Consider the following 14,201-nt stretch of genomic DNA (forward strand, 5'->3'; position numbering starts at 1 on the left):
CGGATAGCTGACAAGTGATGCGTTACCGCGATCGTTCGCGGCTGATGTAGATCGCGAGCAGGATGATTCCGCCCTTGATCACGTTCTGCACATACGGGTTCACGCCGATCATGTTCAGCCCGTTGTTGAGCACGCCGAGCAGCAGCGCACCGACCAGCGTGCCGAGGATCGCGCCGCGCCCGCCGGAAATCGACGTGCCGCCCATCACGACGGCCGCGATCGCGTCGAGCTCGAAGCCCACGCCCGCGTTCGGCTGCCCACTCATCAGCCGCCCGGTCAGCACGATCGCGGCGAGCGCGGACGTGAGCCCGGCCAGCGTGTAGACGATCAGCTTCACGCGCGCGACGCGCACGCCGGTGAGCCGCGTCGCCTGTTCGTTGCCGCCGATCGCATACACGTAGCGGCCGAACGGCATGCCCTCGAGCAGCAGCCACGCGCTCGCGTAGACGATCAGCATGATCAGCACGGGCGCCTGGATGCCGAGCACCTTGCCGCTGCCGAAGAACGCGACCCAGTCGGGCAGCCCGTCGATCGGATAACCGCCCGTGTAGATCAGCGCGAGGCCGCGCGCGATACCCATCGTCGCGAGCGTGACGATGATCGGCGGCATCCCCGCGAGCGCGACGAACACACCGTTCAGGAAGCCGAAGCCCAGACCGACGGCGATGCCGATCGCCAGCGCGGCAACCGCGTTGACGCCCGCGACCATCAGCCCGGCCGCAAGCGTGCCCGACAGCGCCATCACCGAGCCGACCGACAGGTCGATCCCGCCGGTCAGGATCACGCAGGTCATGCCGACCGCGATGATCGCGTTGATCGACACCTGGCGCAGCACGTTTTCCAGGTTCGCCGCGGACAGGAAGCCCGGGCTCGCGATCATCATCGCGACGCACACGACGACGAGGCCGACCAGCGGATAGAACAGCGTCGAGCGCCGCAGCTGCGCCCACATCGCGCGGGGCGGCGGCGCCTCGCCGGCCGTGGCCGCGAGCGTCGTGGAGGGCGTGGAAGAAGAATCAGGCAGGTTCATGGGTCGCTCCTCGCGTGCCGGCCGTGGCATGGGTCATGACCGTGTCGGGATCGATCTCGTCGCCTTCGAGCGTCGCCTCGATGCGGCCCTGCCGGAACACGGCGACGCGATCGCACATGCCGACGATTTCCGGCAGCTCGGACGAGATCATGATGATGGCGTAGCCGCGCGCGGTGAGTTCGCGCATCAGCTCGTAGATTTCGGCTTTCGCGCCGACGTCGATGCCGCGTGTCGGCTCGTCGAAGATCAGCACGGACGTGTGATGGTTCAGCCAGCGCGCGATCACGACCTTCTGCTGGTTGCCGCCGGACAGGGTCGCGACCTCGGTGTGGATCGACGGCGCCTTCACGCCGACGCGCCGCATCACGTCGTGGGTCGTGCGCGCCTCGCCGCGCCGGTCGATCAGCCAGCGCATCGACCGGTACTTGCCGAGGTTGTTCAGCGAGATGTTGTCGCGAATCGAAAACGACGTGACGAGCCCTTCCGTCTTGCGGCTTTCCGGCAGGATGCCGATGCCCGCGCGCAGCGCATCGGCCGGATCGGCGAGCTTCGCGGCCGTGCCGCACACGCGCACTTCCTTGCGATGCGCGCGCGTCGCGCCGATCACCGCGAGCGCCGTCTCCGTGCGCCCGGAGCCGACGAGCCCGGCGAAGCCGAGGATTTCGCCCGCATGCAGCGCGAAGCGGTTCACCGGGCCGCCGCGCTCGATCTGCAGCGCATCGACCTCGAGCACGGCCCGCGCATCGGCTGGCAGCGCCGGCTTCGGCGGAAAGCTGCTTTCGATCCGGCGGCCGACCATCATCCGCACGAGCTGTTCGACGTCCGTGCGCGCGACGTCGGTCGTCGCGACATACTGGCCGTCGCGCAGCACCGTGATGCGGTCGCACACCGCGAAGATCTCCTCGAGGTGATGCGAGATGAAGATCATCGCGACGCCCTGCCGCTTCAGCTCGCGCATGATCGCGAACAGGTGTTCGGCTTCGGCCGGCGTGAGCGTCGCGGTCGGCTCGTCGAGGATCAGGATGCGCGCGTCGAGCGACAGCGCCTTGCCGATCTCGACGAACTGCTGCTGCGCGACCGACAGCGTGCGGATCGGCGCGTCGAGATCGATCGACACGCCGAGCCGCGCGAAGATGCCGGCCGCCGCGCGGCGCATCCGCGTGCGGTCGCGCGCGCCCCAGCGGTTGCGCAGCTCGCGGCCGAGGAACAGGTTGTCGACGGCATCGAGATGCGGGATCAGGCTGAACTCCTGGAACACGATGCCGACGCCCGCCGCGACCGCATCGTGATAGTCGGCGAATTGCCGCGCCGTGCCGTCGATCTCGATCGTGCCCGCATCCGGTTGATGAATGCCGCAGAGGATCTTCATCAGCGTCGACTTGCCCGCGCCGTTCTCGCCGAGCAGCGCGTGAATCTCGCCGCGCGCGATCTCGAGATGAATGCCGGACAGCGCCTTCACGCCCGGAAAGCTTTTCGTGATGTCGTTGAGCCTGAGTATCGTATCCATCGGCCTCTCCGTGAGAAGGGCGCCGTCCATGCCGCCCTTCGCGTCGCGTCGCGCGTCGTTCACCAGCTGAAACCCTTCGCGTTGCCGCGATCGACGACCTTCACGTCGACCGGGATCGCCTTCGGCACCGTCGCGCCCCACTTGCGCGCAATCGCGATGCCGAGCGCGATGCGCACCTGGTCGGCCGGGAACTGCGCGGTCGTCTCGATGAACTTCGAGTTCGGCTTCTGGATGGCGGCGATCGCCTCGGGCGCGCCGTCGACGCTCGTCAGCTTGATGTCCTTGCCGGAACCCTCGATCGCGGCGAGCGCGCCCATCGAGCCGCCGTCGTTCACGCTGAAGATGCCCTTGAGCTTCGGATGCGCGGAGATCAGGTTCTCCGTCACCGACAGCGCGGTCGCGCGCTCCTGCTTGCCGTTCTGCGTGTCGACGAGCTTCACGTTCGGGAATTTCGCGAGCCCGGCCTTGCAGCCGCGCACGCGCTCGAGGATCGGCACGACCGGAATGCCGTCGAGGATCGCGACCTCGCCGCTGCCGCCGATCGCCTTCGCGAGGTATTCGCACGACATCGCGCCCGCGTCGTAATTCTTCGAGCCGACGAACGAATCGACCGGGCCGTTCGCGTTTGCATCGACGGCCACCACCACCGCGCCGGCCTTCTTCGCCTGCGTGATCGCCGACTGGATGCCGGTCGAATCGGTGGGGTTCACGAGCAGGATGTCGATCTTCTTCTGCAGCATGTCCTCGACGTCGCTCACCTGCTTGCTGACGTCGTGATGCGCGTCGGTGACGACCACCTGCGCGCCGATCGATGCGGCCGCATCGTTCAGCGCCTTCTGCATCGTCACGAAATACGGGTTGTTCAGCTCCTGGAACGTCATGCCGATCCGCAGCGGCGCGGCATGCGCGGCGGCGGGCAGCCACGCCGCGGCGGCGAGCGCGGCGACGGCCGCCATGCGGGCGGCGCGACGAGGGGAAGAAGCAGGCGATGCGTGCGTCATGACGGTGTCTCCGTTATCGGCCGGCGTTTGCGCGTCAGCGCTTGCTCCGGCGCCATGTGGGCCGCGGTGTGCGGCTTTTTCGTGGGTGAAGTCGCCCCTCGCGACGTAAACGGCGCGATCGGCGGGGTAAAACGGCGTGGAAAGTTCAGGCGGGCGGCGGCCCGGCGATCATCCGGGTTGCGGCGCGAGTTCGGGCGCGCCGGGCGTCAGCACGCGCGGCGGCATCGGGTTGCCGGTGGGCGCCGCATGCAGCGCGAGTTCGCGGCTGCGTGCGTTCAGCCGCTGCAGCGTGCGGAATTCGGACGGCGCCATCCCCTTCACCGCGCGGAACTGGCGGTTGAAGTTCGATACGTTGTTGAAGCCGGCCTGGAAGCAGATGTCGGTGATGTTCGCGTCGTCGGCGAGCAGCATCTGGCATGCGGACTCGATGCGCAGCCGGTTCACGTACTGGACGAACGGCATGCCCGTCTGACGGTGGAACGCGCGCGAGAACGCGCTGATGCTCTGCCCGGTCAGTTGCGCGAGATCGGATTCGCGCAGCTCGGCCGCGAGGTTCTTGCCGATATACGACAGTGCGTGGCTGAGCCGCGTGGGCGTGACGTGAGCCTGGTCGTAAGCGGGGCTCGCGAGCAGCGTGCGTTCGGCCGCGCCGCAGAGCCGTTCGAGGATCGTCATGAACAGCGCGATGCGGCGCATGCCGTGCGCCGTCAGCAGCTCGTCGAACAGCGGCGCGATCGCGGCGCTCGTCTCGGCGTCGAAGCCGACGCCGCGTCGCGCGTCGTCGAGCAGCGCCTGCGCGTCGCGGCATTCGGGAAACGCGTCCATGCAACGGCGCACGAACGCCGGATCGAACTGGATCACGAGGTTGCGGCACTCGACGGTTTCGCCTTCGGCCATGTCGCTGACCCAGTTGTGCGGCAGGTTCGGGCCGAGCAGCACGAGATGACCGGGGCCGAACGAGCCGATGTGATCGCCGACGAAATACTTGCCGCGCGTCGCAACGATCAGGTGCAGTTCGAATTCGGGATGGAAATGCCAGCGGATCGTGCAGTACGGATAGCCGTGCGACCAGACCTTGAACGACTCGTCGCGTCGCACTTCGACCACTTCGAGATCGGGGTGCATCATGTTGGCGTCTCCATTCCCATGGTTTCCTGGCCGGCCTGCTCGGCTGTTCGCTCGTGCGCCGCGTGTCTCGCGCGGCGATGCGACCGGTCGCATGGGAAGCAATGTAGGTCGATCGAGCGCGCGGCTCCACCAACTTTACGCCTGATTTTCGATACTTTTTTGCGCTTTCCGGCCGAAAACGGCGCCGGATGGCAAATTTGGGCAGCGCGGAACACGCGGGACGGACACCCGGCGGCCGGCCGCCGGGCCCGTGGGAAAGGCCGGTGCCGGCGATTACGCGGCCGCGTGCTCGCGCGCCGTCCGCACCTCGTACGCTTTCAGGTGGTTGTATGCGATCCGCAGCAGCGACAGTGCGTCGTCCGCCTGCGGGTCGCGGCGCGCGAGCAGGTCGCCGATCACGTGATCGGCTTCGACGCGCGCATGGTTCTCGACGTCGCGCAGCATCGACGCGGTCAGCGGCGACGGTGTCAGCACCATCCGCTGCATCCGCTCAATCGCCGCCGGGTCGGGCCGGTGGCCGTTGTGTTCGGCGATTGCGCTGCATTCGCCGAGCATCGTCTCGAGCAGGCGGCGGCCGTCCGGCGCGGCGAGAATGTCGCCGACCGAGCCGCGGAACAGCGACGTGCTCGCGGCGAGCGTCGCGAGGAATACCCACTTCTCCCACATCCGCGCGGCGATGTCGTCGCTGAGCGTCGCGTCGAAACCCGCGCCGCCGAACACGTCGGCCACCGCGCGCACGCGCGGCGACTCGCCGCCGGCGAGTTCGCCGAACGACAGCCCGGCCGTGTCGTTCAGGTGCACGATGCGCTGCTCGCGATCGAGCGTCGCCGCGATCACGCACAGCCCGCCCAGCACCTGCGTGGCGCCGAACCGCTCGCGCAGCACGTCGAGGTGGCGCATCCCGTTGAGCATCGGCAGGATCAGCGTGTCTTGCCCGACGAACGGCGCGAACGAGAGAATCGCGTCGTCGAGGCTGTACGCCTTGCAGCTCAGCAGCACGAGATCGAACGGCGCGACGCCGGCACCCGCATCGCTCGCGCGCACGGTCTGCACGTTCGCGAGCGTCAGGTCGCCGCGCGGGCTGCGGATCAGCAGCCCGTCGCGCGCGAGTGCGGCCGCGCGGCCGTCGCGCACCAGGAACGTCACGTCGCGCCCCGCCGCGGCCAGCCGGCCGCCGAAATAACCGCCGACCGCGCCGGCCCCCACCACCAGAATTCGCATCGTTGCCTCCTTTCGGTTCCATTCAGCGCCGTGCCGCCGCCCGCCCGGGCGCCCGGCGCGCACGCAATCGCCCCGACAGTATAGCGACCCCGTTTATGCATATGCATAGATACCCGTATCGGCGTCGAAGGCATTGGCGGCTGCGCCGCTCCATAGGGATTACCCGCCTACGGCAACCCGCGTCGCGCGCCGTCAAGACACTTATCCCGTCACGCCGCACCGGCGAGCTTCCTCGACTGACCGACCACACACCATGCGCAACCTTTCCCTGAATCAGAAACTCGCCTCGATGATCGTCATCCTGTGGCTCGGCCTGCTCGTGATCGCCGGGCTCGGCGCATGGCAGACACGCGCCTCGATGATCGCGGACCGCCGCGACCAGCTCGCGTCGCTGGTCGCGCAGGCCGCCAGCGTGACCGACCATTACTACAAGCTGTCGCAGCAGAACGCGATGCCGGAAGCCGACGCGAAGCAGAAGGCGCTCGAAGCGATCGCCGCGATGCGCTACGGCGCCGACGGCTACATCTCGGTCAACGACTCGAAACCCGTGATCGTGATGCATCCGATCAAGGCCGATCTCAACGGCAAGGACGTGTCGAATTTCACCGATCCGAACGGCAAGCACCTGTTCGTCGAGATCGTGAAGGCCGGCAACCTGGAAGGCGGCAAGGGTTTCGTCGAGTATCTGTGGCCGAAGCCGGGCGCCGACAAGCCTCAGGAAAAGATCAGCGCCGTGCAGCGCTTCGCGCCGTGGGACTGGTATCTCGTGACGGGCATGTACATGAACGACGTGCGCTCGGCCGTGCTCGCGAGCATCGGCCGCTGGCTCGCGATGACGGCCGTGCTCGGCGCGCTCGCGACCGCCGTGATGGTGCTGGTGCTGAGGAGCGTGCGCGCGAACCTCGGCGGCGAGCTCGAAGTCGCGCTCGACGCCGCGCAGCGCATCGCGCAGGGCGACCTGACCGCACGCGTCACCGTGAAGCACGACGATCGCGGCAGCCTGCTGCATGCGCTGCACACGATGCAGGGCGGGCTGATCGACATGGTGTCGCGCGTGCGGATGGGCACGGAGAACATCAACGTCGGCGCGAGCGAAATCGCGGCCGGCAACACGGACCTGTCGCAGCGCACCGAGGAACAGGCGGCCGCGCTCGTGCAGACCGCGTCGAGCATGGACCAGATGACCGCGAACGTGAAGCAGAACGCGGACAGCGCCGCGCAGGCCGCATCGCTCGCAAGCCAGGCCGCGCAGGTCGCGACACGCGGCAGCGAGGTGGTCGACGACGTGGTGCGCACGATGAACGAGATCACCGACCGTTCGCACAAGATCGGCGACATCATCGGCGTGATCGACGGCATCGCGTTCCAGACCAACATCCTCGCGCTGAACGCGGCCGTCGAAGCCGCGCGCGCGGGCGAACAGGGCCGCGGCTTCGCGGTGGTCGCGGCCGAAGTGCGCTCGCTCGCGCAACGCTCGGCGACGGCCGCCAAGGAGATCAAGTCGCTGATCGTGTCGTCGAACGAGACCGTCGAACACGGCGCGGCGCTCGTCACGAATGCCGGCGAGACGATGGCCGAGCTCGTGCAGTCGGTGCGGCGCGTGAACGAGATCCTCGACGAAATCAGCCACGCGTCGCGCGAGCAAAGCGCGGGGATCGAGCAGGTCAATCGCGCGGTGGGCGAGATGGACCAGGTCACGCAGCAGAACGCGGCGCTCGTCGAAGAGGCCGCGGCCGCCGCGCATTCGCTGCGCGATCAGGCCGAGGCGCTGCGCGACGCCGTCACGCGGTTCGCGTTGCCGGCCTGACGGCGCCGGCGCGGCGCCGGCGGGCTCACACCGCGCCGCCGGCCCGCGACGCGGCCGTGATGGTGCCGAGCCCCAGCCCCGCCGCCCGCTGGATCAGCTCGACGTCGTTGTTCGCGCCGAGCTTCTTCATCGCGCTGATCTTCTGCGCACTGACCGTCTGCTTGCCCTTGTTCAGGCGCTGCGCGATCGCCTTGATCGGCTCGCCCGACAGATACAGGCGGATTACCTCGATCTCGCGCGCCGACAGCTTCACGGGCGCGTGGTCGTGCTCGCCGAACGCGTCGACGGCGCGCCGCACGCGCGGCGACAGGTAACGCCCGCCGCTGTAGCTCGAATGGATCGCCGTGACGATATGGCCGACTTCGTCGAACTTGCTGACGATGCTCACGCGCTCCGTCGCGAGGATCGACCGGAAGATCAGCGGGTTCTCGTTGGCGACCAGCGCGACGATCCCGGCGCTCGGGCGCATGCGCCGCAGCCAGTCGAACAGCGCGAGGCCGTCCATCTGCTCGTCGCCGCGCATCGAATAGTCGATCAGCACGATGTCGCAGTCGACGCCGCCAAGCGACGCGACCAGCTCGGCCGCACTCCGGTAGACCGCGACGAGCTCGATCGCGCAGGCGCTGCCGGCGATCTGCTCGATGCCGGCCAGCGTCAACGGCCAGTCGTACGCGAAGACGATGCGAACATTGAATTTCCTCATGCGCAGTTCCAGGTGGTTCGCCGGCCGCACGGTGCGGAACGCGCGCGGCCGGTTTGGCGTTGAAAGGACATTCAGGCTATTTTTAGCCTGAGAGTCGATTCTATGGAGCCGCGCGCGGACGGGATATCGGACGGCATATGGATCGGCCGCCAGGGGCGTAATACAAGTTTGATAATTGCCCCGGTTCGACCGGCCGCGACCGGCGGCCGGCACCCGCCGGCATCGGCCGGAAGGCCGGGCTTGCGCGCCGCGCGGGCCACGCGGCCGGCCAGCAGGTAAAATTGCGGCCTTTGCATGCCATTCCGGGCGACCGGCGGCGGGCGACCGGCAGCGAGCGACGCGCCGATGCCGGCCGCGTGCCGCCGTTGTTTCGCCGGCTGCCCGTCGCCCCGTACTTCCCACTTTCCCCATGACCGAATCCGATCTGCAATCCGACGACACCGCCATCCACGAAGACGGCCTCTGGCGCGACAACGGCTGGACGGCCCGCATCATCAAGAACGAAGACGACGACGGCTGGGCCGTCGAGATGATCAAGGACGGCGAGTCCGAGCCCGCGCTCGTCGGGCCGTGGACCATGGGCCGCGACAAGAAGAACCCGAAGCCGATGGACGCGAACGCGTTCCGCACGCTCGTGAAGACCGCGACCGAGGTGCTGATGCGCCACGAGCAGCAGCGGCGCGCGATGCTGCACAAGGAAGTGACGGTCCAGGGCGAGGACGAACAGGACGTGTCGGTGACGCTCGACATCGTGCCGGACGAATTCGAGCCGTACGCGCAGCTCAAGGCATTCGATCCGTACGGCGAGCTGCTGGCCGAAGCGAAGGTATCGGCCGGCTTCAAGCTGAGCAAGGCCAGCGCCGAGCGCTGGATCGCATCGGGCTTCGAGCGGCCGGCCTGAGCACGCTCCGCCGCGATCAGGCGCCGGCGCCCTGCCGCGCGCGCCGCAGCCGGCGCTCCGCCAGCTTGCGCCGCACGAACTGCTCGAACTGCTGCGTCGCGACTTCCGGATCGCGCGCGGCCAGCCCGAACGCGTTGCGCGCGAGCTGAATCGGCGTCAGCACGACGCCCCACGGCAATCCCCACCAGCCGAGCGCGGCCGACGCGAGCAGCGCGAGCGCCTGCTTCTTGCGGCCGCAGCGGCGGCAGCACACGTGGCGCCGCGTCGCCCAGCGCGTGACGAACACCAGCGACACGACGCGATGCGACGCATGAACGTCGACCGGCCGCCCTTCGCGCAGGCAGATCGGACACGGCCCGTACCGCCAGTCGTCGACGTACTGCCTGACCTTCGCGTCCGGCACCCGCTCCGCCTCGACGACGATCGGATGCGCGTGCGCGCACGCCGCGCTGCAATAGCGGCGGCCGTCGATCGACTGCCCGCCGACCAGCAACGTCCTGCCGCAGTGACTGCACTCTGCCACGATAACCTCGGATAAACGTGATGCGCCGCGTGCCGGCCGCGCGGGCGCATCGCTGCGCCGGCGGTCCGGACGGGTCATTTCATGTCTTAACGGCTGCCGCCGCGCGGTCTTGAGCCGATGCGCGGCGCGTCAGCCGTGCAGCCCGTGCGCGGTCATCAGCCGGTACAGCGTCGCGCGCGAGATGCCCAGCTCCGACGCGACGTCCGCATGCTGGTGGCGATGGCGCAGCAGCGTTTCCTCGATCGCGTGCCGCTCGGCCTGGCGACGCACTTCGGCGAGCGTCGGCGGACGCCGCGACGTGTACGCGTGCAACTCGAGATCGGTGGCCGAGATCATCGGGCCGTTCGTCATCACGATCGCGAACCGGACCCGGTTGATCAGCTCGCGTACGTTGCCGGGCCACGCATAGTTGTGGATCGCCTCGACCGCGCACGGCATGAAGCCGCGAATCCGGTGCGGGCTGTCGGCGTGATAACGGCGCAGCACGTGATCGGCGAGCAGCATGATGTCGCGGCCGCGCACGCGCAGCGGCGGCTCGTCGATGCGCAGCACGCACAGGCGGTAGTACAGGTCGGCGCGGAACCGCCCCGCCCGCATCGCCGCCTCGAGATCGACGTGGGTGGCCGACACGATCCGCACCTCGACCGGAATCGACGCGTGCCCGCCGAGCCGCTCGATCGTGCCTTCCTGCAGGAACCGCAGCAGGCTCGCCTGGCTCTCGAACGGCATGTCGCCGATTTCGTCGAGAAACAGCGTGCCGCCGTGCGCGGCCTCGATGCGGCCGATCTTGCGCTGGTGCGCGCCCGTGAACGCGCCGCGCTCGTGGCCGAACAGTTCGGCCTGCAGCAGCGTCGACGGGATGGCCGCGCAGTTCACGGCGACGAACGGCGCCTCGGCGCGCGACGAATGCTGGTGAATCGCCGCCGCCGTCAGCTCCTTGCCCGTGCCGGATTCGCCGGCGATGAACACGGAGGCATCCGTGTTCGCGACCTTGCGGATCGTCGAGAACAGCCGGCGCATCGCGTCGCATGCGCCGATCATCGTGCCGCCGGGCGGCGGCGCGTCCGCGGCCGGGTCGCCGTCCGCGAGCTTCAGCATCCCGTACGCATGGCCGACGAGATAGCCGATCGTCGTATAGGCGGTCGCATTGCGCACGTAGTCGAAACAGCAGTGACGGATCAGCCGCGCGATCGCGATGTCGCACAGACGCTCGCCGTCGGCGAGCGCGACCCAGCCGACGCGCGGGTCGCGCAGCAGCGCCTCGAACGACGCGACGTCGGCCGACGCGAAGCTGCCGAAATCGACGATGCCCGCATGCGGGCGATTCGCCTTGACGAGATTGAGTGCGTCCGCAACGGTTTTCGCGCGCGACACATCCCAGCCGCGCAAGGCGAGACAGTCGACGAGCGCGGTGTCGTGATGCTGAGACAGGTAGACGAGCGGCCGCGACGGCGCGGTATGGTTGCGCCGGACGGCAAGGAACGGCGCGATCGTCATGCCTGCATCCTGCTCGACATCCTGCGGGCCTGACAGCCTGATCTGGCAGCAATAGTTCACGATGGCCTCGCCGCGTAGGGTTGTATCTCGGACCGGTCGTTGCCGGGCGGCGTGCGGCGGGACTCCGTGGTCTCGCGGCGCAGCGCCGGCCCGTCCTCGGATCGACGTTTCGTTATCGGCAGAAAACGACGCGCTGCGTGTAGATCTGCGGCTCGATCACCGGTTGCGCGGACCGGTTGATGTCGTCGCGATAGGCCCGGTAGGTCTTGCCGTTCACCGTCACTTCCGTCGCGCGGGCCGTCTCGATCGAAGTGAGCCCGTTGCGCTGCCAATCGCTCACGCGGTCGGCCGCGGACAGGCTCGAGTCGCCGGCGATCTTCTGCGTGATCGCGCTGCTGTCGCTCCACGGCTGGGTCTGCATGTCCTCGGCGTGCTGCATCGCGCCGACCGTCTTGCCTGTCGGGTGCGGCCCGTTCTGCGCCTCGAACGGCGTGCCGCGACCGTACACCGGCGATTGCCACGACGGCGCGTGCCCTTCCTCGGGCATCATGTAAATCATCTGCGGGTCGCCGATCATCATCATCGGCGCACAGGCCGTGTTGTCGGCACGGCCGAGCGTCGTCAGTGCCTGCTGAACGCTCACGGCGTTCGCGGCGGTCTGCTCGCTCAGGATGACGAAAACCGCGGGATTCTGGAAAACGGACTGCGCGGCGGCTTGCGCGCTGACCAGCAGCAGAGCGACCAAAAAGATCCTCATGATTGAGGCCTCCTTGTATCCTCGTCAGGCAAAAAGAGGTGTTGACCTCGGGGATGGGACCAACACCCGTCAAACAGGGACGACCGTCGCGCATCGGCTCCGAAGGCTCCCGCACGGCCGGCATGCCGGTCGCACGGGAGACGGGCCCGCACGCTTACGACGACGTGCTCGTCGAGACGACTGCGGGTACCGGTGTGGCGGGTGCAGCCGGTGCGGCCTGCTGGTCGACCGGGGCCGGCGACAGACTCTGCGCCGGATCGGACAAGGCCGGCATGTCGGCTGCGGCGGGTTGCGCGGCTTCCGGTGCGGGGGCTTCGACCGCGGCCTGCGGAGCCGGCTCGGCTGCCTTCGCATCGGCTGCCGGCGCGGGCATCGCAGCGTCCGCTGCCTGCGGCGCGGCATCGGTGGCGGCCGGCATCGGCTCCGGCGCCTTGTCGGCGACCGGTTGCACGGGCTCGGGCGCCTTGTCGGCCACGGCCGGCATCGGCTCCGGCGCCTTGTCGGCAACCGGCTGCACGGGCTCGGGCGCCTTGTCGGCCACGGCCGGCATCGGCTCCGGTGCCTTGTCGGCAACCGGCTGCACGGGCTCGGGCGCCTTGTCGGCGACGGCCGGCATCGGCTCCGGTGCCTTGTCGGCGACGGGCTGCACGGGCTCCGGTGCCTTGTCGGCCACGGCCGGCGCGGGCTCCGGCGCCTTGTCGGCAACGGCTGGCACGGCGACGATGGCCGCTGCGGGCACCGCGCTCATCGCGGCCGGTGCGACGGCAGGCGCGGCGGCAACCGCCGGCGCTGCAGCGGCAACCGGTGCGGCGGCAGCGGCGGGCATGACGGCAGCCGCTTGCGTGGCCTTCGCGGCAGCCGCCGGCGCAGCGTCCGGCACCTTGCTGGCGACGGTCGGTGCGATGGCCGGTGCAGCGATCGACGGCACGGGGACAGGGACCGGCACCGGGATCGGCGCAGCCTGCACGGAGGTCGTTTCGATCGGGCGCGTCGCGGCGGGCGCCGGTGCGGCGGAGCCGAGCGGCGGCAGACCCATGCGGTTGCGCACGATCGGATCGTGATACTTCACGTCGTCGGCGACGGTCGCTTCGACGCTCGGCGCGACATTCGAACGCGCGAGCGGTGCGGTCGTGCCCGGGCACAGGTGGCCGGTCGCTTCCACCGCGCGCCGGTTCGCGTCGCTCTGGCAGAGCAGCGCGAGCGCCACGTCGGTCAGCCCCATCGCACGGAATTCACGCGCATCGAGACGACGCACGCAGGCCTGGTCGACCAGCGTCGTGCCGCCCGTCGCGCCGAATCCCGGAAACGACACGCCGACGCTCACCGATCCCATGCAGGTGTCGGACAGCGTGGTCGTGAGGCCGGGCGCCTGGATGGCCGGGTTCGTCTTGATCGTCTGCGTACCCGAGTAGTTGACGTTTTCCGATGACTGGGTGTTGTACGGGTTGGTGCCGGGTGCGCCGGACGACTGCAGCGAGCTCACGCTCTGCGGCGTCACGCTCGAGCCACCGCTCGTGCCGGACGGCATCGTCACGTTCACGTTCACGCTCGAATTGCCGCTGCCGCGAACCCCGCTGCTGCTGGTGGCGTTGCCGCCGCGCGAGCTCGTGGTGTTCGTGTTCATGCTCGAGCCACCGCCCTGGCTGATCGCCGTGGACGACGTCGAGGACTGTGCGCTCGAAGTCGAATCCGCAGTTTGCGCCTGGGCGCCGATCGTGGTCATCGCGAACATCGCCGCGCATGCCACCTTGATCCTGTTGCTGTTCATTTCACTCTCCGGACGAGGTTTGACCTCCCACCCAGGCAACCGTACTAATTCCCCTGAATGCCTTCAGCTTTAGCTGCTTCCCCGAACTGCTTCCAGCCGCTGCCCAGCTGGGACCACGAGCCGGCCGACATGCCCTGCCACTGCTGGGTATCCGGTCCGCCGATGGCACTGCCCGACGAAAGCGTTTGTTGTTCTGACGGTTTGGTTGTCTGGTCAGGGTTGTTTGACGTCTGCATATTCGATTGCACGTCGTCGGCAGCACGGTCAGCGCCATATGCCGTCAGAGACGCAAGCATCAGAGCGGCGGCAATCAGTTTCTGCTTCATGCCAACTCCTTACGTGACAACAATGCGGGGAA

14 protein-coding genes are annotated in these 14,201 nt (G+C 68.6%); 3 read left to right on the forward strand and 11 right to left on the reverse strand.

Annotated elements, in window-relative coordinates; translation table 11 throughout:
* Positions 1-22: 22 nt before the first annotated feature.
* From BBJ41_RS23775 to panE, 5 genes are all read right to left on the reverse strand, one after another.
* Entirely contained in the window at positions 23-1,030 is a 1,008-nt protein-coding gene (locus tag BBJ41_RS23775) for an ABC transporter permease (RefSeq protein ID WP_069750346.1), read from the reverse strand.
* Positions 1,017-2,537 (reverse strand): sugar ABC transporter ATP-binding protein, encoded by a 1,521-nt coding sequence (locus BBJ41_RS23780; RefSeq protein ID WP_069750347.1) that lies wholly within the window; start codon positions 2,535-2,537, stop codon positions 1,017-1,019. The genes BBJ41_RS23775 and BBJ41_RS23780 overlap by 14 nt, the downstream gene beginning before the upstream one ends.
* A 59-nt stretch (positions 2,538-2,596) precedes the next feature.
* A complete protein-coding gene (locus BBJ41_RS23785; RefSeq protein ID WP_069748720.1) occupies positions 2,597-3,538 on the reverse strand; it encodes a substrate-binding domain-containing protein in 942 nt (313 codons plus the stop codon).
* Positions 3,539-3,706: 168 nt separating this feature from the next.
* Positions 3,707-4,666, reverse strand: a complete 960-nt coding sequence (locus BBJ41_RS23790; RefSeq protein ID WP_069748721.1) for an AraC family transcriptional regulator — start codon at positions 4,664-4,666, stop codon at positions 3,707-3,709.
* 273 nt (positions 4,667-4,939) lie between these two features.
* Complete coding sequence (gene panE / locus BBJ41_RS23795) at positions 4,940-5,887, reverse strand: 2-dehydropantoate 2-reductase (protein WP_069748722.1); 948 nt, start codon at positions 5,885-5,887, stop codon at positions 4,940-4,942.
* 253 nt (positions 5,888-6,140) lie between these two features.
* Between panE and BBJ41_RS23800 the strand changes: the two genes are divergently transcribed.
* Positions 6,141-7,694 (forward strand): methyl-accepting chemotaxis protein, encoded by a 1,554-nt coding sequence (locus BBJ41_RS23800; RefSeq protein WP_069748723.1) that lies wholly within the window; start codon positions 6,141-6,143, stop codon positions 7,692-7,694.
* 25 nt (positions 7,695-7,719) lie between these two features.
* Here BBJ41_RS23800 and BBJ41_RS23805 read toward each other — a convergent pair whose 3' ends face one another.
* On the reverse strand, positions 7,720-8,397 hold the full coding sequence (locus tag BBJ41_RS23805; protein WP_069750348.1) for a LuxR C-terminal-related transcriptional regulator: 678 nt from the start codon (positions 8,395-8,397) through the stop codon (positions 7,720-7,722).
* Between the two features lie 409 nt (positions 8,398-8,806).
* Here BBJ41_RS23805 and BBJ41_RS23810 point away from each other — a divergent pair, with 409 nt between their 5' ends.
* On the forward strand, positions 8,807-9,298 hold the full coding sequence (locus tag BBJ41_RS23810) for a hypothetical protein (protein WP_069748724.1): 492 nt from the start codon (positions 8,807-8,809) through the stop codon (positions 9,296-9,298).
* A gap of 16 nt (positions 9,299-9,314) precedes the next feature.
* On the opposite strand, the gene BBJ41_RS23815 is transcribed toward BBJ41_RS23810, so the two are convergent.
* The 4 genes from BBJ41_RS23815 to BBJ41_RS23830 form a co-directional block, all read right to left on the reverse strand.
* Positions 9,315-9,821 (reverse strand): hypothetical protein, encoded by a 507-nt coding sequence (locus BBJ41_RS23815; protein ID WP_069748725.1) that lies wholly within the window; start codon positions 9,819-9,821, stop codon positions 9,315-9,317.
* A gap of 129 nt (positions 9,822-9,950) precedes the next feature.
* Positions 9,951-11,378, reverse strand: coding sequence for a sigma-54 dependent transcriptional regulator (locus tag BBJ41_RS23820; RefSeq protein WP_122170036.1), 1,428 nt, complete (start codon positions 11,376-11,378; stop codon positions 9,951-9,953).
* Positions 11,379-11,490: 112 nt separating this feature from the next.
* Positions 11,491-12,075: a hypothetical protein gene (locus tag BBJ41_RS23825; RefSeq protein ID WP_069748727.1), complete on the reverse strand. Its 585-nt coding sequence runs from the start codon at positions 12,073-12,075 to the stop codon at positions 11,491-11,493.
* A 154-nt stretch (positions 12,076-12,229) separates the two neighbouring features.
* On the reverse strand, positions 12,230-13,615 hold the full coding sequence (locus tag BBJ41_RS23830) for a chemotaxis protein CheA (protein ID WP_236872137.1): 1,386 nt from the start codon (positions 13,613-13,615) through the stop codon (positions 12,230-12,232).
* On the opposite strand from BBJ41_RS23830, the gene BBJ41_RS41655 reads away from it, so the two are divergent.
* On the forward strand, positions 13,590-13,916 hold the full coding sequence (locus tag BBJ41_RS41655; protein ID WP_232036273.1) for a hypothetical protein: 327 nt from the start codon (positions 13,590-13,592) through the stop codon (positions 13,914-13,916). The genes BBJ41_RS23830 and BBJ41_RS41655 overlap by 26 nt on opposite strands.
* Here the strand turns inward: BBJ41_RS41655 and BBJ41_RS23835 are convergent.
* Entirely contained in the window at positions 13,888-14,169 is a 282-nt protein-coding gene (locus tag BBJ41_RS23835; protein WP_069748729.1) for a hypothetical protein, read from the reverse strand. The two genes, BBJ41_RS41655 and BBJ41_RS23835, sit on opposite strands and share 29 nt — an antisense overlap.
* Between the last annotated feature and the right edge of the window lie 32 nt (positions 14,170-14,201).

The sequence above is a fragment of the Burkholderia stabilis genome (genome assembly GCF_001742165.1).
GTDB classification, from domain to species: Bacteria; Pseudomonadota; Gammaproteobacteria; order Burkholderiales; family Burkholderiaceae; genus Burkholderia; species Burkholderia stabilis.